This window comes from Janthinobacterium sp. 1L-D-8-B-C4 (assembly GCF_057291295.1).
The window spans coordinates 463,895-483,485 of the sequence record NZ_JBXAVX010000002.1 but is presented as its reverse complement, the minus strand read 5'-3'; the positions used below and the strand labels follow the sequence as shown (position 1 = coordinate 483,485).

The 19,591-nt window shown below is 65.0% G+C and carries 15 protein-coding genes; 4 read left to right on the top strand and 11 right to left on the bottom strand.

The window, feature by feature from the left end; all coding sequences use genetic code 11:
• Positions 1–22: 22 nt before the first annotated feature.
• The 10 genes from AC0Z42_RS05350 to AC0Z42_RS05305 form a co-directional block, all read right to left on the bottom strand.
• Complete coding sequence (locus AC0Z42_RS05350) at positions 23–376, bottom strand: porin (protein ID WP_485467199.1); 354 nt, start codon at positions 374–376, stop codon at positions 23–25.
• The gene (locus tag AC0Z42_RS05345) at positions 361–1,245 is read right to left on the bottom strand and encodes a DMT family transporter (protein WP_485467198.1); all 885 of its coding nucleotides are present in this window, start codon (positions 1,243–1,245) and stop codon (positions 361–363) included. The genes AC0Z42_RS05350 and AC0Z42_RS05345 overlap by 16 nt, the downstream gene beginning before the upstream one ends.
• 81 nt (positions 1,246–1,326) lie before the next feature.
• A complete protein-coding gene (locus tag AC0Z42_RS05340; RefSeq protein ID WP_485467197.1) occupies positions 1,327–1,863 on the bottom strand; it encodes a cytochrome b in 537 nt (178 codons plus the stop codon).
• Complete coding sequence (locus tag AC0Z42_RS05335) at positions 1,860–2,948, bottom strand: catalase family peroxidase (RefSeq protein WP_485467196.1); 1,089 nt, start codon at positions 2,946–2,948, stop codon at positions 1,860–1,862. Before AC0Z42_RS05335 ends, AC0Z42_RS05340 begins: the two co-directional genes overlap by 4 nt.
• Positions 2,949–2,990: 42 nt before the next feature.
• Positions 2,991–4,424 carry a sensor histidine kinase gene (locus AC0Z42_RS05330; protein ID WP_485467195.1) on the bottom strand — a complete coding sequence of 478 codons (1,434 nt, stop codon included), beginning with the start codon at positions 4,422–4,424 and terminating at the stop codon, positions 2,991–2,993.
• A complete protein-coding gene (locus AC0Z42_RS05325; protein WP_485467194.1) occupies positions 4,421–5,854 on the bottom strand; it encodes a sigma-54-dependent transcriptional regulator in 1,434 nt (477 codons plus the stop codon). The genes AC0Z42_RS05330 and AC0Z42_RS05325 overlap by 4 nt, the downstream gene beginning before the upstream one ends.
• Positions 5,855–5,868: 14 nt before the next feature.
• Positions 5,869–7,065: an ABC transporter permease gene (locus AC0Z42_RS05320; RefSeq protein WP_485467193.1), complete on the bottom strand. Its 1,197-nt coding sequence runs from the start codon at positions 7,063–7,065 to the stop codon at positions 5,869–5,871.
• Positions 7,065–8,303 carry an ABC transporter permease gene (locus AC0Z42_RS05315; protein WP_485467192.1) on the bottom strand — a complete coding sequence of 413 codons (1,239 nt, stop codon included), beginning with the start codon at positions 8,301–8,303 and terminating at the stop codon, positions 7,065–7,067. Before AC0Z42_RS05315 ends, AC0Z42_RS05320 begins: the two co-directional genes overlap by 1 nt.
• Positions 8,304–8,314: 11 nt before the next feature.
• Positions 8,315–8,977, bottom strand: a complete 663-nt coding sequence (locus AC0Z42_RS05310) for an ABC transporter ATP-binding protein (protein ID WP_485467191.1) — start codon at positions 8,975–8,977, stop codon at positions 8,315–8,317.
• Between the two features lie 40 nt (positions 8,978–9,017).
• The gene (locus AC0Z42_RS05305) at positions 9,018–10,265 is read right to left on the bottom strand and encodes an efflux RND transporter periplasmic adaptor subunit (protein ID WP_485467190.1); all 1,248 of its coding nucleotides are present in this window, start codon (positions 10,263–10,265) and stop codon (positions 9,018–9,020) included.
• 275 nt (positions 10,266–10,540) lie between these two features.
• On the opposite strand from AC0Z42_RS05305, the gene AC0Z42_RS05300 reads away from it, so the two are divergent.
• Positions 10,541–11,692 carry a zinc-binding metallopeptidase family protein gene (locus AC0Z42_RS05300; protein ID WP_485467189.1) on the top strand — a complete coding sequence of 384 codons (1,152 nt, stop codon included), beginning with the start codon at positions 10,541–10,543 and terminating at the stop codon, positions 11,690–11,692.
• Here the strand turns inward: AC0Z42_RS05300 and AC0Z42_RS05295 are convergent.
• Complete coding sequence (locus tag AC0Z42_RS05295; RefSeq protein WP_485467188.1) at positions 11,619–12,413, bottom strand: transglutaminase-like domain-containing protein; 795 nt, start codon at positions 12,411–12,413, stop codon at positions 11,619–11,621. The genes AC0Z42_RS05300 and AC0Z42_RS05295 overlap by 74 nt on opposite strands.
• Before the next feature lie 249 nt (positions 12,414–12,662).
• On the opposite strand from AC0Z42_RS05295, the gene AC0Z42_RS05290 reads away from it, so the two are divergent.
• Genes AC0Z42_RS05290 through AC0Z42_RS05280 form a run of 3 tightly spaced genes read left to right on the top strand, consistent with a single transcriptional unit; the run spans position 12,663 to position 19,569 of the window.
• On the top strand, positions 12,663–16,007 hold the full coding sequence (locus tag AC0Z42_RS05290; protein ID WP_485467187.1) for a transglutaminase family protein: 3,345 nt from the start codon (positions 12,663–12,665) through the stop codon (positions 16,005–16,007).
• 50 nt (positions 16,008–16,057) lie between these two features.
• Positions 16,058–18,637 (top strand): circularly permuted type 2 ATP-grasp protein, encoded by a 2,580-nt coding sequence (locus tag AC0Z42_RS05285; protein ID WP_485467186.1) that lies wholly within the window; start codon positions 16,058–16,060, stop codon positions 18,635–18,637.
• The gene (locus tag AC0Z42_RS05280; RefSeq protein ID WP_485467185.1) at positions 18,634–19,569 is read left to right on the top strand and encodes a transglutaminase family protein; all 936 of its coding nucleotides are present in this window, start codon (positions 18,634–18,636) and stop codon (positions 19,567–19,569) included. The genes AC0Z42_RS05285 and AC0Z42_RS05280 overlap by 4 nt, the downstream gene beginning before the upstream one ends.
• Positions 19,570–19,591 lie beyond the last annotated feature (22 nt).

The window sequence follows — 19,591 nt, the reverse complement described above, 5'->3', positions numbered from 1 at the left end:
CGGGCCGGCTTTGGCCGCCTTTTCAAAAACTGTGGCGCACGCCGAGATTGATCGCGCGGTTGCCGCTGCCGCCTTCGATGGCGCTGCCCACCGTGTAGCCGGCGCCGTTGCGATTGCGTATCGACGCCAATACGCCGTACAGGTCGGTACGCCTGGATAGCGCAAGGCGGTAGCCGGCCGCCAGCTGCTGCGCATCCTGGTTGAGCGCCGTCTTGTCGTTTTTGCGGATATACGACGCCAGCCAGGTGCCCGCCCCCTGCGGCACGGTCAGCCCCAGCAATACCACATCGCTGTCGGTGCTCGACACCGGCGCCATCGCCGCGCCGAACGGGTTGTTCAGGTTGCGCGCCAGCGCTCTGTTCAGGCCCTGGTCCACGCCGTAGGCAAAATGCGCCTTGAACGAGCATGGTGGAGGTGCGGCGTTTCGCCCAAGATGGCGGTCGACAGCAGCGCCGTAAACAGCGGCGTGAAGTTGACGAAAAACGAGCCGACGCCCGCTCCGGCCAAGCGCACGCCCCAGCAGCGAAAGGCGATAATGGCGGGGAAAATCGCCACATAGGCCAGCGCGGCCACCAGGGCCCAGCTCCATTGCACCACGATAGAGCCCAGCGCCTGCTCGCCCAGCGCGAACGCGCCCGACCACAGTACGCCGAAGCCCGCCTGCGCCAGCAGGAAGCCGGCCCAGTCGGTGCACAGCGCGGCCGGTTCGGTAGTGTGTATCAGCAGCCAGCTGTAGAACGACCAGGCGATACTGGCCAATATCATGAACAGGTCGCCCGCGACCAGCCGCAGCTCGAGCACATGGCCCCACTCGCCGCGGGCCAGCACCACCAGCACGCCGGCGATCGACAGGACAGCACCGGCCAGCTGGCGCGCGCTGATACGCACGCCGAAGAACAGCCGGCCGCTGAGCATCATCCACACCGGCAGGCTTGATGCCACCAGCGTCACATTGATGGGCGTGAAGCTTTGCAGCGCCATGTACTGCAAGGCGTTGAACATGCCGATGCCAAGCAGGCCCAGCAAAGAAAACCGGCGCCAGTGCGGCCACATGGCTGAATCGCGCGCCAAGACCGGGCCGGCCAGCGCCAGCAGGATCAGGCAGGCGATGCTCCAGCGCAGCAGGTTGAGCAACACCGGCGGCACCATGTCGTGCACCAGCCGGCCGACGATGGCGTTGCTGGCCCACAGCAAAGGGGGCAAGGTCAGCAGAAAAACGGTATGTAGTGTGAGTGGATTGGTCATGACTGGAGAATAATCCCGCCAAGCGGCCCCTCGCCAGCTATAAATTTTTGCCACAACCGACTAGTTTTTCTTGACGCCGGCTTACTTCCGTTCACCCCTTGCCATCTGCCCGAACACCGCGTCGCGCCGCACCCAGGCGTGGAACAGCGCCGCGCCGAGGTGGGCCAGGATGGTAGCGAACAGCACATACGCGAGTATGCCGTGCAGCGGTCGCAGCATGCCGTACACCTCGGGGCTGTGCGGCAGGATGGCTGGCAGATGTACCACCCCGAACAGCGGGATAGGATAGCCGCCGGCCGACAGCATGGCCCAGCCGATCAACGGCATCGCCAGCATCAGGCCGTACAGCAGCCAGTGCGACGCATGGGCGGCGAATTTCTGGATCGCCGGCAGGTCGACAGGCAGCGCCGGCGTCGGGCGGCTCAGGCGGTTGACCAGGCGCACGATGGCCAGCAGCAGAATCGCGATGCCGAGCGGGCGGTGCAGGTCCAGCAGCTGGACCCGGTATTGCAGCGAGACGACCATGCCGGCGCCGACAAACAGCATGGCGAGAATCGCTGCGGCCATGGACCAGTGCAGCGCGCGGGCCAGCAGGTTGAAGTGGCGTGGGCGGTTCATTTGGCGCTCCCGTTCTGGGCTGCTGGATAGGCGGACTTGCCGGCGCTGATTTCGCGTTCGCGGCGGTTGAACGACACCGAATACGCGGCCGAGCGGGCATGCAGGATGGGATCGTCGCTGCCGGCGATGCCGACTGGCAGTATCAAGGGGTCGAAATTGAGATCGCGGCAAGGGCCGGTTGCCTGCGGCTCGGCATGCGCCAGGCTCAAGGTGCCGATGGTGGCCTCCTTGCGCGTGTCGGGCCAGGCCTTCGATGGATCGGTAATCGGGTCACCAGGTTCGGCGAGTTGCACCACCATGTCCCACTCCAAAGGGCCGGCGGCCAGGCGACGGTTCAGGTCCTCCATCAGGAAATCGGGATCGGCCGCTTTCAGCTGTTCAGGGCTCATCGCCACGAACGCCGTGCGCGGGCGCATCGACCAGCGCACCATGCGGTCCACCCCTTTTGCGTCCGTCAGGCGAAACGCATTGACGCCGTTGAAACGGGTGCTGCCCAGGCTATCGGAGCGTGGCGCGGTTTTCGCCCAGGCCTGGAAGGCGGCGATCTCGGGATGGGCGGCCAGCACGGCTTTCATTTTCTCCGGGTCGGGCTTGCCGGTGGCCGGATCGGGCTTGCCGGCCTCATTCATCGCCTGGAAGCCTTGCGGCGTGGCGGCGGCAAAAAAGGGAAAGCTGTTCATGGCGATGCGCCATTCCTGGCCGTCGTCGGTCTTCAGCTGTACCGCCATGCCGCGCACCGGTGAAGCACCGTCGGGTGCATACGGGTTGTTCGAGGACGCGGAAAAGCGTCCGATGACGGCAATCGACGGCTGCGAGAACGCGCGCGCCTTTGACAGGCTGGCCGCCTCTGGCGCGGGCGTGAAGGTGCCGGCAAAGCAGACGCCCTTGCTGTGCGCACGCCGGAAGCCGGATGCTTGGCTACCCGACGACTGGGCGAAGTCCATCATTTTTTGCGGCGTCAGCTGGTGGTTGCCGAACCAGCCGCCGATCCACGCGAACAGCGCGGCAAGGGCAAGCAGGATCAGGGCGATCGGTAAGAGCAGCAGCAGGGAGCCGCGGCGCGGTGGAGGATTCGGGGTGGGCATGTCGGTCTGGCTTTCGTAGGTTCGATGGCTGGGCGACAGCGATCATAGCGCGTCCGGCAGAACTGTGCGATTTGACTGTTCACACCCTGTCGGCGTCATCGATTCTGGCCCGCCCTGCAGCCAGATATCAAAACTGGTCGCGAAACTGGTCGCAAAGCTGGTCGCCAAACCGGTCACGCCCTGGCCGGTAGCGGCCAGCCGATAAGCAAAGCCGTGGCGCATCAGCACCTCGCGCACGAACAGCAGGCCGATGCCCTGGCCGCCTTTCTTGGTGGTGAAAAACGGCATGAACAGCTGCCGCGCCGGCAATGCGCCCAGCAGGTTGCCCGAGTCGATGACCGACAGGCGCACGCCATGGGCCTCGGCCGCCAGCTCGAACCAGATGGCGCCGGCCGCCGGGCCGGCCTGCTCGACCGCCTCCATCGCGTTCTTGACCACGTTCAGCAGCGCCTGTTCCATCAGATGGCGGTCCAGCGCGATCGCCGGGACCGCATCGCAGCGCCGCCAGCCGATACTGATACCGCGGCTGCGGCAAGGTTCGCGGTACAGGTACAAAATGTCGTCCATGATTTCACGCACCATGACCGGCCTGGGCTCCGGTGCCGGCATCTTGACCACGCGTGTGAAGCGTTCGATGAATTCGCCAAGGCTGGTATTGCGGCGCCTGACGGCGGCAATCGCCGTGCCGAAATCGTCGCCGTCGCGCTCGGTGAGCTGGCCACGGTAATACAGCAGCGAATCGAGCACCGAGCCGGTGGCTGCCACGGTGTTGTTGACTTCGTGCGCCAGCACGCGGATCAGCTTGTCGTAGGTGGCTTTCTCGGAACTTTCAAGTTCCTGCGTGAGTTCCTCGACCAGCAAAAAGTGCCGCACGAAACCACGGTCGTAGAAGCGGCCACGCTGGCAGCGATAGCGGCGCCCGTCGGCGTCGCTCAGCAACCGGCTGTCGCCGAGCGGCAGCGCATCGAGCTGTGCCAGCAATTCATGCCTGCCCTGGTGCGCGCCGGCCATCAGCGACTGCCCCTTCGTTTCCGGCCCCAAGCCCAGCAGCGCCTGCGCGCTGGCGTTCAGCAGGCTGATACGGCCGTCGAAATCGAACACCACCACCGCGCCGGGGGTCGCTTCGAGCAGGCGGTCGAGAAAACCCTGCTGCTCGCCGATCTGCAAGCGCTCCTGGTACAGCGCGCCCAGCATGGTGTTAAACAACTGCACCAGTTCATTGAGTTCGCCATCGCCGCTGGCCTGCAGCCGCGCCGCGTAATGCCGGTCTTGCAGCAGGTCGTGGAAATGGCGCGTGTAGCCGAGCGGTTCGAGCGCGCGGCCGACCAGGCGCACGCCCAGGGCCAGGCTGAGCAGCAACAGCGCCTCGACTGCCAGCATCGTCAGCGGCGTGGCGCGCAGCAGGAACACGCTCAGCGCGACGAACAGCAGGTGTGACGCGGACAGGTAGGCGTACAGGCGCCAGCGCAAGCTCATGCGGCGTCGCCGTCGCTGCCGCCACCGAGGCCGTGGCGTTCCAGGCGCCGGTACAGCGCCGTGCGGCTCAGGCCCAGCGACTTGGCCACGCGCGTGATATTGCCCTGGTGCTGGTCCAGGGCATGGCCGATCATGTGGCGCTCGACCTGTTCCAGCGTCATGCCGTCGACGCCCAGGCGCTTGCCGGATGCACCCGGCGCGCCGCCATGTCCATGCTGCTCGGTGTCGATGAAATCGGCCTGGCGCAGTTCGCTGCGGCCAACCAGCAGCAGCGTGCGCTCCAGCGTTTGCTTGAGCTGGCGGATATTGCCCGGCCACGGCTGGGCGCTCAGCCATTCGAGCGCGCCCGGGGCGATGGTGGCCGTGCCCAGTCCGTAGCCGCGCGCCACCTCGGCGATGATATGGCGCGCCAGCAAGGCGATGTCGCTGCGCCGCTCGCGCAGCGGCGGCAGCCGTATGGTGATCAGGTTCAGGCGGTAAAACAGGTCTTCGCGAAATTCGCCGCCGGCCACCAGTTCGGCCAGCTCGCGGTTGGTGGCCGACACCACGCGGATATCGGCTTGTTCGGTGCGGCTGGCGCCGACCGCCTGGTAGGTCTGGTCCTGCAGCACGCGCAGCAGCTTGACCTGGTCGGCGCGGTGCAATTCGCCGATCTCGTCAAGGAACAAGGTGCCGCCGTGTGCGCTGGCGACATGGCCCTTGCGGTCGGTTTTGGCGTCGGTGAAGGCGCCGCGCACGTGGCCGAACATTTCGCTCTCGAACAGCGACGGCGTGATGGCGCCCATGTTGATCTTGACGATGGGCTGGCCGGCGCGCGGGCTGTTGCGGTGGATGGCGTCGGCGATCAGCTCCTTGCCGCTGCCGCTCTCGCCCAGGATCAGCACCGGCGCACGGGTAGCCGCCACCTGGGCGATGGTGGCCAGTACCTTGAGCAGGCGCGGGTGCTCGCCGACGATGGCGCTGAAATCGCACTGCGCGTCGAGCGCCTGGCGCGACGGGTTGGCCAGTGGCGCCGGCCCGCTGGTCTCCAGCGTGGCGCGGATCAGTTCGACCAGCTGGGTATTGTCCCACGGCTTGGTGAAGAAATTGGCGGCGCCGGCCTGCACGCCGCGCACCGCCAGCGCAATCGAACCCCAGGCCGTCATCAGCAGCACCGGCAGCTCGGGCCGGCACTGCTTGATGGCAGCCAGCAGCGCCAGGCCCTCTTCGCCGCTGGTATGCAGCGAAAAATTCATGTCCTGCAGCACCAGGTCAGGCGCCTGCCGCGCCAGCAGCGCCAGCGCCTGGGCCGGTTCGTCGCAGCATACGGCGTCATAGCCGGACTGCTTGAGCAGCAGCGCCAGCGAGACCTGCACCGCCGTGTCGTCATCGACGACGAGGATGCGGGGGCGGACGCGGGGGTGACCACCATCGTTACGCGATAATTCCATCGATTCAAACCGCCTTATTCATAGTGCAGCGCCTGGGTCGGGCTCAGTCGCGCGGCGCGCCAGCCCGGGTATAGCGAACAGAGCAAGGATAGCAGACAGATCACGCCGGCCGATAGCACGCTGGCCATGAAAAATATAGTCCAGTCGAGGTTCTCGCCAAATACGCCGGTCAGCGGCAGTTGCACCAGCAGCAACAGCGCCACGGCCATCGCGCCCGAACTGAGCAGCATCTGCTCGGCGATGATCTGGCGGTAGATATCGCCGGCACTGGCGCCCAGCGCGCGGCGCAGGCCGATTTCCGGGATGCGCTGGGTGGTGTTTTGCCATAGCACGCCGAACAGGCCGAAGGCCACCATCACCAGCAAAAAGGCGGCGATCACCGACAGTATCGTCAACGGTATCATCTGCGTGCCCAGCATCGACTTGCGGCCATCTGGCAGCGGCGTGACGATATAGTTCCAGTCGCCGCGCACCTGCTTCAGGCGCGCATTGAGCCGGGTTTCAAAAGTACGCGGCGTGCCGGCGCGCAGCTTGAGCATGATGCTGTTGGGCGCGTCCTTGCCCACGCCCGGCATCGACCGCGGCAGCATCAGGTAGACCGGCTCCTGCAGTTCGCCCTGGGGGCGGAACTGCACCACCACGCCGGTCACGCGGTAGCGTTTCGGCGCATCCTTGCCTTCCTGTTTCGTGATGTAGAGCTGGCCGATCGGATTCTTGCCGGGAAAAAGTTTGTCGGCCACAAGCTGGTTGATGATGACCGGCGTGGCATCGGCGCCGTCGTCCGCCCTGGAAAACCAGCGGCCGGCGGCCAGCTTCATGTCCATGGTCTTGAAATAGGCGTCGGACACGCCCAGGCCATCGATGGTGATCTGGCTGCTGCCGTCCGGCAGCGTGTATTCCTCGGTCCAGCGCGACATCTCGTAGGTGCCGAAAGAGGCGAAGGCAACCGACTCCACCTCGGGCAAATCGAGCAGGCTGCGCCTGAGATTGTCGAAGATGGCGGCGTCATTCGGCAGCTCCTTGGCCGCGCGCATGCTCACCGACCACTGGTTGCGCCATTCGTGCCCGGTCGGCAGCTGGTACAGCTGGTAGTGGCGCAGGCCGAAGGCGGCGATGGCGAACACCACCAGAAAGGCCAGCAGGATTTCCAGGCTCAGCATCATGTTGCGGGATTTTCGTTTCCAGATCAGCTTTAACAGGTGGCGCAACATCAGGCAGTTCCTTTCAGGGCGTGGACCGGGTCGAGACGTGCCATTTTCAAGGCCGGGATCAGGCCCGACAGCACGCCGAACACCAGCGTGATCAGCAGGCCATAGCCAAATACGGCGAAGTTCAGGTGCACTTTCAGATACGGGATCAGGCCCGAGCTTTCCAGCCACCACAGCGCACCGGCCGCGCAGACCAGGCCGATGGCGCCGCCAGCGAGGCACAGCAGCACGTTTTCCAGCACCAGTTGCGCCACCAGCTGGGCGCTGGTAGCGCCAAACGCCTTGCGCACGCCGATCTCGCTGCTGCGCTCCATGATGCGTCCGACATTCAGGTTGACCAGGTTGAGCGCCGGCAGCAGCATGAACAGCACCATCAAGGTGACGATAATGGCCAGCAGCTTGCCGGCGCCGCCCTCCTCGGTCTGGTCGCTGAGCAAAGTACGGGCGAACAGCTGCAGTTTGGAGTCGCCCCAGAAGCGCGTGACGTTGAACTTGTTGGGATCAGGGTATTGCACGGTTTTGGCCACCGCGACGATCTGGCGCTTGATGGCCGGCAAATCCTCGGCCTTGTAGGCCAGGATCATGGTGCTGAACATGCCGAACAATTTATCTTTGTAGTCGCTCGACGGCGCGCTGGTCAGCGGCGCCCAGATGTCGGCATAGGCGTTGATGTGCATCTCGTCCTGCACCACGCCGACCACGCTGAAGACCTGTCCGTTGGCGTTGAATTTCTGGTTCAGGTACGTCTGGCCCGGAAACAGCTGGCGCGCGGTCGATTGATTGATCACCGCCACCATGCGGCCCTGCTCGACATCGTCGGCATTGAGCGTGCGCCCGGAAACCAGCGCAAAATCGAGGATCTTCCAGTATTCGGCGTCGGTCAGGCGCAGTTGGCGGTCGCTGACGCGATCGGCCTGGTACACCGACACCGCTTGCGGAAAGCTGAACACCGACACGGCTTCGACGCCCTTGAGGGGCTTCAAGTATTGCGCGATCATCTTGTAGCCCAGCGTGCCGCGGCGGCGCCCGCCCTTGTCGGTATGGCTCGATTCCACCATCACCATCTGCACGAAACGCGCGCTCTTGCCTTCCACGCCGGTCGGGTAAAACGTGTTTTGCAGCAGGGCCGCGACCACCATCAGCACCACCAGCGTGAGCACGATGCACAGCAGGTTGATGGCCGTGAACATCTTGCGGCGCAGAAAAACCTTCCACGCCGTCAGCATATAATTTCTGAACATGCCGTCTCCTTTCAGGCGACCAATTGGCCGTCGAACACGCGCACCACGCGCCCGGCCAGCCGCGCTTCCTGCTCGTTGTGGGTGACCATCACGACGGTGGTGCCCTCACTGTTCAGCTTGAGCAGGATGTCCATCACCTCCTGGCCCATCTTGCTGTCGAGGTTGCCGGTCGGCTCGTCGGCCAGCAACACCAGCGGCTGGCCGACGATGGCGCGGGCGATCGCCACCCGCTGCTGCTGGCCGCCCGACAACTGGTTCGGATAATGGTCCATGCGCGCCCCCAGGCCGACTTTTTCCAGCGCCTCGCGCGCCAGCCGCTGGCGCTTCTTGGCCGACATGTCGCGGTACAGCAGTGGCAGCTCGACATTGTCGATCACGCGCAAGTCATTAATCAGATGAAAGCTCTGGAAGATGAAGCCGAAGGTGTTGTTGCGCAGCCTGGCCACGTATTTGTCCTTGTACGCGGCCACCGGCGCGCCACCCACCGTGATCGCGCCGCTGCCCGGATGGTCGAGCAGGCCGATCAGGTTGAGCAGCGTGCTTTTGCCGCAGCCGCTGGGGCCCATGATGCAGACGAATTCGGCTTTCGCCACATGCAGGTCGATGTCTTTCAGGGCCAGCGTTTCTACCTTGTCGGTGCGGTAGGTCTTGCTGACTTTTTCCAGGCGGATCATGTTGCACCTTTCTTGTTATCGTTTATTCGGGTTATTCGGGTTATTCGGCCACGCGGACGCTGTCGCGGTCCTTGTAGCGGCTGGTATCTGAAATGATGAGGCGCTCGCCAGCGCGCGCGCCGGACAATATTTCGACGCTCCTGCCATCGCTGGCGCCGATATTGAGCGTGCGCTTGCGAGCCACGCCGTCGCGCACCACGAAAATGTCTTGCGGGCCACGGCCGTTGAAAGCCGGGCCGGCATCGGCCAGCAGCGTATTGGTTTTTTGCTCGGTGACGATATTGACTTCGACCCGCAGCTTGTTGCGCAGCATGGCGTGATTCGGCTCGGCCAGCGTCACCAGCAGCTTGACGGTGCCGTTCTGGATCTCCGGCAAGATGGTTTGCACCCGGCCGGCCAGCTTGACGTTGCCCTGCTCCACCAGCACCGCCTGGCCGGCGCCGAGCGCGCGCGCATGAAAGTCGGACAGCGAGGCCTCGACCTTGTAGTTGTTCAATTCAGAAACTTTGGCCACCAGCTGGCCGTTGCCGACGCTGGCGCCCTCCTCGGCCATCAGCTGCGTCAGCATGCCGGCAAACGGCGCGCGCACGCGGGTCTGCTCGAACAGCTGCTGCTGTTGCGCCAGCTGCTTTTGCAGGATGTTCTTTTGCAGCCGCGCGCCTTCGATATTGATCGAGGTGACGCGCTGATTGTCGTCGATCTGTTCGCGCTGCTGGCGCAGCTGGATCTCGATGCGCCGCACGTTCAGCTCGGCCGTCAGCAAATCCTCGGCCGACACGCCGCCCGCCTTGCGCAGGGTTTGCGAGCGGACCAGCCGTACGCGCGCCGCCTCCAGGTCGAGCTGCAGCAGTTCGATCGCGCTGGCCGTCTGCTTGCGCTTCTGCGACAGTTCCAGCGTCAGCGCGGCGATGCGGTTTTCCTGCTGCGCCAGCTGCTCCCGGATGCTGTCGATGGCCAGCACCACGGCGCGATCGTCGAGTTCCAGCAGCAATTCGCCGGCGCGCACCTGCTGGCCCAGTTTGGCATGCACCTTGGCCACATGGGTCTGGATCGGACTCGATACCAGTTCCTCATGCACCGGAATCACGATGCCCGAGGCGTTGATGGTGTTGGCGATATTTCCCACCCGCACTTGCGCCAGCATCAGGCCGGACGCATCCACGCTGGGACCGACCACCCGGTTGATGCCCCATCCGGCCAGGCACAGCGTACCCAGCAGCGTGGCAATAACCAGTGCCTTGTGGCGCTGGCGGCGTTGGATGATGGCGGGGTCGAGGGCGAGATCCATTGTGAGGCGTGGGCAAGTGGCGAATACGGTCTCTTTTGCAATCTTCGTGCCACACGTTACCGCAGAAGGAAAAATCAATCAAATCAAGGTGTTGGCGCCGAAGCTAGCGGCCAGCCAGCGGCCTTGATTTGCCCGGCTTCGGACAGGGGTGTCCGGAAACAGACAGTTTTTGCAGCCGCGCACGATAGCGAGTGATTGTCCTACACAGGCATCGCGGCGCCCGGTTTGCTGGTAGATTGCGAACACGACAACCACAACCCATCTTACCGGCACCCATGAAAACGTTTCATTGCGATAAATGTTCCAACCAGGTGTTTTTTGAAAATACCTTATGCTCGAACTGCGACAGCATGCTGGGCTATGAGCCCACGCTGCGTACCATCAACAGCTACGAGCCGGCAGACGATCGCCTGTGGCGCAGTCTGAACAGCAGGGACGAAGGCAAGCTGTACAAACAGTGCGGCAATTATGTGGAGCATAACGTCTGCAACTGGATGATCCCGGCCGACGATCCGCACGAGCTGTGCGAATCTTGCCAGTTCACGACGGTGATTCCGTCGCTGTCATCAGAGAAAAACCTCGTGCTGTGGTCGCGCCTGGAAACGGCCAAGCGCCGGCTGCTGTTCTCGCTGGCTGCGCTGAACCTGACACCGGCCTCGAAAGACGATGCGCCGGAAACCGGACTGGCGTTTCAGTTCCTGGAAGACGGCGTGACGGACCAGTGCGTGATGACCGGCCACGACAACGGCCTGATCACCCTGAATATCGCCGAAGCCGATCCGGCCGAGCGCGAACGCACGCGCGAACAGATGCACGAGCGCTACCGCACCTTGCTGGGACACTTCCGCCATGAAAGCGGACATTATTATTTCGACCGGCTGGTGGTCGACAGCCAGTGGATAGACGGCTTCCGTGAGCTGTTCGGCGACGAGCGCGCCGATTACGGGGAAGCCTTGCAGCGCCATTACAACGAAGGCCCTGTCGCCGACTGGGACCAGCATTTCGTCAGCAGTTATGCCAGTTCGCACCCGTGGGAAGACTGGGCCGAAACCTGGGCCCACTACCTGCACATGATCGATACCCTGGAAACGGCGCATGCGTGCGGGCTCTCGCTCAAGCCCGCCAAGGCAGACGAGCCGGCGCTCGATGGCGTGACCCTGCCTACCAGGGTCGACACGTTTGACGACACCCTGTCAGACTGGTTCTCGCTGACCTACGTGCTCAACAGCCTCAATCGCAGTATCGGCACGCCGGACTCGTATCCGTTCAAGCTCAGCACGCCCGTGCTGGAGAAGCTGACCTTCGTGCACAAGGTGGTCGCTTCGTACAAGAAGACCGGCATCAAGCACTTGTTTACTCCGGCGCCGCCAGCAGCTGCACCGTTACCTGCATCCGATGCGGTGGCAACGCCGGTCCAAACTGGTTGAAGATCGCCACATCGGCCGCGTCGCGCCCCATGCCCAGCGTGACCCGGCCGCCGCGTGCTGTCTGCTGCGTGGCGTCGAAGGTGTACCAGCGCCCGCCGACCCAGGCTTCGAACCAGGCATGCAGGTCCATCGGTTCCAGGCCGTGCAGGTAACCCACCACCATGCGCGCCGGAATGCACAGGCTGCGGCATAGCGCGATGCCCAGATGCGCCAGGTCGCGGCACACGCCTTCGCGCCGCAAGTTGACCTCGGTAGCCGTCATCTGGCCGTACACCGTGTCGGGGTCGAAGCGCACCTCGCGCCGGATCCAGTCGCAGATGGCGGCCACCTGATCGTACCCTGGCGCCACGCCGGCGACGATTTCGCCCGCCATGGTCGAAAACTGCTCGGCTTCGCAATAGCGGCTTGACAGCAGAAAGACCAGCACCGCGTCCGGCAGCTGTTGCACCGCATCGAACGGCGCGCCGGACGCCACATCGATTGCCTCGTCGGTCAATACATCGGCCGAGGTCTCGATCGCAAACTCACCGGCCGGCGCCACCAGGCGCTGGCACAGGTTGCCGTACATATCGGCAAATTGCGTCACCGGCACGCTCGGCGTGAGCGTATAGGACTCGCGCGCCACCCATTGCCGGGCGCCGCTGTGCGCACGCAACATGAAGATGAACGGGGTATCGCTGTCAAGGGTGAAGCCGAGCTTGCAGGCAGTGCGCAGCCACATGGAGGAATCGCTTTCAATATCAGGGTCGCTTGCACCACCATGGTGCGCCGCAGGAATGCAGGACATCGGCGTGGTGCGTTGCAGAGGTGTTCAAGGAACAAACCATCTTACACTGACTGTGTTATCAAGAAACATGCCTGCGGTGCGCGGCGTGTTAGGCTTGAAATTCAGGTATGAATCATGCTTACTTAACTTACTCAAGCTTATCGCGCCGGCTTCGGCCGCGCCCACATCGAAAAGGCATTCCGCATGGCTATCCGTATCGCGCTGCACCACAAGACCAGTTACCGCTACGACCGCCTGGTCAATCTGTCGCCACACGAAGTGCGCCTGCGCCCTGCCCCCCATGCACGCACGCCGATCCTGTCGTACTCGCTGACGGTGCAGCCGCAGGACCATTTCATCAACTGGCAGCAAGACCCTTACGGCAATTACATCGGCCGTTTTGTATTCCAGGAAAAAACCGACGTGCTCGACTTCACGGTCGACCTGGTGGCCGACATGACGGTCATCAACCCCTTCGATTTCTTCGTTGAAAAATATGCCGAAAAGTTCCCGTTCGCTTACCCGGAGCAGCTGGCGGCCGAACTGAGCCCCTACCTGGTGACGGAGCCGGCCGGGCCGCTGCAGACCGAATGGGTGGCGGCGGCGCGCGCCGCCCTGCTGGCGCAGCCGATGCTGACGAACGACTTCCTGGTCGCCATCAACCAGCGCCTGCAACAGGATATCGCCTACCTGCTGCGCATGGAGCCGGGCGTGCAGGCGCCCGAAGACACGCTGGAGAAACGCTCCGGTTCGTGCCGCGATACCGGCTGGCTGCTGGTGCAGATCCTGCGCGAACTGGGGCTGGCGGCGCGTTTCGTGTCGGGCTACCTGATCCAGCTGCGCGCCGACCAGGAGGCGCTGGACGGCCCCAGCGGCGCGGCCGAAGATTTTACCGACCTGCATGCCTGGACCGAGGTGTATATCCCCGGCGCCGGCTGGATCGGCCTGGACCCCACGTCCGGCATGCTGGCCAGCGAGGGCCATATTCCGCTCGCCTGCACCGCCATGCCGTCGTCGGCGGCGCCGGTCAGCGGCTATACCGACCAGGCCGAAGTGACGTTCTTCCATGAGATGACGGTGACCCGCATCCACGAAGACCCGCGCGTGACCAAACCGTATTCGGAAGCGGACTGGCAGAAGATCGACCAGCTGGGCCAGCAGGTCGACGCCGACCTGAAACGCCAGGACGTGCGCCTGACCCAGGGCGGCGAGCCGACTTTTGTGTCGATCGACGACATGGATGGCGCGCAGTGGAACACGCTGGCCCACGGCGACGAGAAACGCGAGCTGGCCGGCAATCTGATGCACCGGCTGAAAAACCACTTTGCGCCGGGCGGCATGCTGCACTACGGCCAGGGCAAGTGGTATCCGGGCGAGCCGCTGCCGCGCTGGGCGCTCAATATCTTCTGGCGCGTCGACGGCCAGCCGATGTGGTTCGACGCGTCCCTGTTTTCGGACGATCACGTCAACGACGGCTATGGCAGCGACGAGGCGGCCAGCTTTATCACCGAACTGGCCAAAAACCTGCGGCTGCCCGCCAACAGCCCGATTGCCGCCTACGAGGACGTGCTGCTGCAAGCGCAACGCGAACAGGCCCTGCCGCGCAACATCGATCCACTGCAAGCCGACCTGAAAGCCCCCGAAGAGCGGCGCCGCCTGGCGCGCCTGCTGGAACGGGGACTGGGCCAGGTGGCCGGCTATGTGCTGCCGTTGAAAGCGGCGGACCACGATCCTGCTGTCATGCTGGGCACCAACTGGCGCACCTCGGCCTGGCCGCTGCGGCGCGAGCACCTGTATCTGATCGAAGGCGACTCGCCGATGGGCCTGCGCCTGCCGCTGGCCACCCTGCCGTGGGTGCTGCCGGAAGAGCGCGAGGCGGACCTGGAATTCGATGTCGACCCGTTCGCCCCGCGCGGCGCGCTGCCAACCGCGAAAAAGGACAAGCGCCCCGTGCTGGGCCTCGCTGCCGGCAAGGCCGAGAGCGCCGCCAGGGCGCGCACGCCGCAGGACCCGGCCGCGCGCGAGGTGATCCACACGGCGCTGTGCGTGGAAGTGCGCGCCGGCCGCCTGCACGTCTTCATGCCGCCATTGAAGCGCATTGAGGACTACCTGGCGCTGGTGTCGGCCGTGGAAAACACCGCCGCCAAGCTCAAACTCAAGCTGCGCCTCGAGGGCTATGCGCCGCCGCGCGACCCGCGCATCAAGCTGCTCAGCGTCACGCCCGACCCTGGCGTGATCGAAGTGAACATTCATCCGGCGGCCAGCTGGAATGAGCTGGTCTACAACATGTCGACCCTGTACCAGGAAGCGCGCCTGACCCGCCTGGGCACCGAAAAATTCATGCTTGACGGCCGCCATACCGGAACCGGCGGCGGCAACCACGCCACCCTGGGCGGCGCCACCGCCGAAGACAGCCCGATGCTGCGCCGGCCCGACCTGCTGAAAAGCCTGATCACCTACTGGCAGGTGCATCCGGCCCTGTCGTACCTGTTCTCGGGTACCTTTATCGGGCCGACCAGCCAGGCACCGCGCGTCGATGAAGCGCGCGACGACAATCTGTACGAGCTGGCGATCGCCTTCCAGCAGATGGACCAGGTGCTGCCAAACATGCACCCGGGCGACAAGCCGTGGATGGTCGACCGCCTGCTGCGCAATATGCTGGTCGATTTGACCGGCAATACGCACCGTTCCGAGTTTTCCATCGACAAACTGTATTCGCCCGATGGCCCGACCGGCCGCCTGGGACTGGTGGAGTTCCGCGCCTTCGAAATGCCGCCGCACGAACGCATGAGCCTCTTGCAAATGCTGCTGCTGCGCGCGCTGGTTGCCCGCTTCTGGCGCCAGCCGTTCCAGGCCAAGCTGGTGCACTGGGGCACGGCGCTGCATGACCGCTGGATGCTGCCGCATTTCGTGGCCCAGGATATCCGCGACGTCGCGCGCGACCTGCGCGAGGCCGGCTACCCGTTCGAGGATCACTGGTTCGAGCCGTTCATCGAGTTCCGCTTCCCGCGCTTCGGCACCGTAGTCTACGAGGGCGTCGAAATGGAGCTGCGCCAGGCGATCGAACCGTGGAACGTGCTGGGCGAGGAAGTTTCCGCCGGCGGCACGGCGCGCTATGTCGATTCGTCGGTGGAACGCATGCAGCTGCTGGTGCGCGGCCTGACCGACGGGCGCCACGTGGTGGCCTGCAACGGCCGCATGCTGCCGCTGCATCCGACCGGCGTGCCTGGCGAATACGTGGCCGGCGTGCGCTTCCGCGCGTGGAGCCCATGGTCGGCGCTGCATCCGAGCATCCGGGTGCAGGCGCCGCTGACGTTCGACCTGGTCGATACCTGGAGCGGACGCGCGATTGGCGGCTGCACTTATCATGTGGTGCATCCGGGCGGGCGCAGCGAGGTCGGCTCGCCCGTCAATGCCAACGCCGCCGAAGCACGCCGTTTTGCGCGCTTCTGGCCACACGGCCACACGCCGGGCCCGATGACTGTGATGAAAGAGGCACACAATCCGAGCTTCCCGATGACCCTGGACTTGCGCTGGCAGCCGTATTGACCTATTGTTGCGTTCCTGCAATCCATCCTGTGCTTTTGTAGCGCGCGCCCATGCCCTCTCCCCTTCTCGCCCACTACCTGGCCGCGCCCGACAGCTTCGATGAAATGCTGGACGCGGCCAAGGTGCCGCGCGCCCACTGGCGCGCGATGCTGGCCAACCTGGCGCACGAAGCGCCGGGCATGATGCGCCAGCGCAACGAGATGGTACAGCGGCAAGTACGCGAAAACGGCGTCACCTACAATGTGCCGGCCGACCGCGACGGCCGCCAGCGACCGTGGGACCTGAATGCCTTGCCGCTGATCCTGCCGCCCGATGAATGGAGCGTCATCGAGGCGGCGGTGATCCAGCGCGCCAACCTGCTCAACCAGATCCTCGGCGATGTGTATGGCCAGCAGCAGATGCTGCGCGAAGGGCTGCTGCCGCCGGCGCTGATCCACGGCCACGCGGGCTTCCTGCGCCCTTGCCACGATATCGCTCATCATGACAACGTGGCCCTGCATTTTTATGCGGTCGACCTGGCGCGCGCGCCCGATGGCAAATGGTGGGTAATGGCCGACCGCACCCAGGCGCCTTCGGGCGCCGGCTATGCGCTGGAAAACCGCGCCATCATCTCGCCCACTTTCCCCGACCTGCTGCGCGAACTGAAAGTGCAGCCGATCTCCCCATTCTTCCGCACCATGCACGACAGCCTGCTGCATTGGGGCCGGCTGTGCGCGGCGGGCGGCGATACGCCAGCGCCGCTGCGCGATGGCGACATGCCGCTGATCGTGCTGCTGACCGCCGGCCCGCGCACCGCCAGCTATTACGAACAGGCCTACCTGGCGCGCTATCTCGGCCTGCCGCTGGTCGAAGGCGGCGACCTGACCGTGCGCGACGGCGTGGTCTACCTGAAGACCCTGGCCGGCCTGCAGCGCGTGCATGTGGTGATGCGCCGGGTCGACGACGAAGCCTGCGATCCGCTCGAACTCGACAGCTCGATGCTGGGCGTGGCGGGACTGACCCAGGCGGCAAGGCGCGGCAATGTGCTGGTCGCCAACAGCCTCGGTTCGAGCCTGCTGGAGTCCGGCGCCCTGCTCGGCTTCCTGCCGGCCCTGTCGCGGCGCCTGCTGGGCGAACCGCTGAAGATGCCGTCGGTGGCCACCTGGTGGTGCGGCGAACCGGCCGCGCTGGAGGCGGTGATCGCAAAGCTCGACCGGCTGGTGATCAAGCCGAGTTTCTCGCAGGGCCTGCAATCGGCGGTGTTCGGCCAGGACTTGGACGGTGCGGCGCGCGCGGCCTTTATCGCTGCCCTGCGCGCCAATCCGGACAAATTCATCGCCCAGGAAGTGGTGCGCCTGTCGCAGGCGCCGGTGTGGAAAGGCGGCGCCACGCCAGGTTTGCAGGCGCGCGCCGTCGGCCTGCGCGTGTTCGCCTGCGCCACGCCGAATGGCTATGTGGTGATGCCGGGCGGCCTGACGCGGGTCGCCACCGGACCCGACGCGCGCGTGCTGACCATGCAGATGGGCGGCGCCAGCAAGGATACCTGGGTCCAGGCGCGCGCCAAGGCGGAGCTGCACCGCCCCCAGCACCGCAGCATCACCAGCGACAACCTGGTGCGCGAAGACACCAACCTGTCGAGCCGGGTGGCGGAAAACCTGCTGTGGTACGGCCGCCATGCCGAACGTTGCGACAATATCGGCCGCCTGCTGCGGGTGGCGCTGCATTTCCTGTTCAATGTGCGCTTCGACCAGCGCGGCGCCGAATGGCCCACCGTCGAGGCCTTGTGCATCCATTTCCAACTGCTCGACTCGGCCAGGAAGCCGGTGCAGACGCAGTCGCAAAGCCTGGGTGGACTGACCATGACCCAGACGCAGAGCGTGGCCCCGGCCGCCATCTTCAGCGACGCCGAGATCGAATCGGCGCTGCTGCTGGCGGTAGTGTCGCCTGCCGTGCCCGGGCTGGCCCGGCAGCAGCGCCAACTGCACCAGGTAGCCGGCCAGTTGCACGAGCGTTTTTCGGTCGATAACTGGCGCGCCCTGAACCGCATGGTGCAGCCGGCGGTCCACCCCGGCGAGCGGCCGTCGCAATCGGCTGCGATGACCATCCTCGACGACGCCGCCGCCTCGCTGATGATGCTGGCCGGCTTCGCGCTCGACGGCATGACGCGCGACCTCGGCTGGCGCTTCATGTCGATCGGCCGCCGCCTCGAACGGCTGCAATTCCAGTGCGAGGTGCTGCAGCGCGCGCTGGCGATGGACCGCAACGGCAACCTGGAATGGCTGCTCGAACTGTCCGACAGCATCATCACCTACCGCGCCCGCTACCGCGCCCAGCCCGAGTGGCTGCCGGTACTGGACCTGCTGCTGCGCGACGAAAGCAATCCGCGCTCGGTGCTGTTCCAGATCAACGGCATCCTGGGCACGTTGCACCGCATCGCGCAGACCCACGGCGCCTGCGGCGAACACCTGCTGGCGCCGCTGAAAGAGGAATTGACCGCACTGGCGCCGGGCACCGACTTGAACTACGGCAACGCCACACTGAGCGCCCTGCTGAACCGGATCCAGCTGGCCAGCGCCGCCCTGTCCGAGCACATCAGCGTGCAGTTTTTCAGCTACACCGACAATGACCAGCAAAGAAAGCGCACTTCATGAGCGATAGCCCGACCGGCGCCGCCGTCTGCGCACGCTACCGCGTGGTGCATGAAACGCGCTACCACTACCAAAGCACGGTCACCTTGTCGCAGCAATACCTGCACCTGACGCCGCGCTCGTTTGCCTTGCAGCAGACCGAGTCGCACCTGATCTGGCTCGACCCGGTCGTCAGCGAGGGCAAGGAAAGCACGGATTACTTCGGCAATATCATCCGCCACGTGGCCCTCACCGTGCCGCACGACAGCCTGCTGGTGCATGCCGAGTCAACGGTGGCGCTGCGCGCGCGCCCCGGCCTGGCGCAAATCGCGGCCACGCTGCCATGGGAAAGCGTGCGCGACATGATGGGCAAGGAAAAAAGCGCCGCCACGCTCGAAGCGTGCCGCTATCTGTATGCGTCGCCGCATGTGCACTGGTTCCCGGAGCTGGAAGCGTACGCGCGCAAAAGCTATACGCCGGGCCGGCCCCAGCTCGACGCGGCGCTGGAGCTGACCCAGCGCATTTTCGACGACTTCGAATTCGACAGCAAGGCCACCGAAATCTCCACGCCGCTGGAACAGGTGCTGCATGGCAGGCGCGGCGTGTGCCAGGATTTCGCCCAGCTGATGATCGGCTGCCTGCGCAGCATCGGCCTGCCGGCGCGCTACATCAGCGGCTACATCCTGACCCACCCGCCCGAAGGCCAGCCGCGCCTGGTCGGCGCCGACGCCTCGCACGCCTGGGTCTCGGTCTACTGCCCCGCGCTGGGCTGGATCGATTTCGACCCGACCAACCGCTGCCTGGTGCAGCACGACCACATCACCCTGGGCTGGGGCCGCGACTTCAGCGACGTCACGCCGATGCGCGGCATCGTGCTCGGTGGCGGGCGCCAGGATCTCGATGTGCAGGTGACGGTGACGCCGCTGCCGGTGCTGCCGCTTGCGCATCAGGCGTGAGGCTGGCGCACATCGCAGTGAC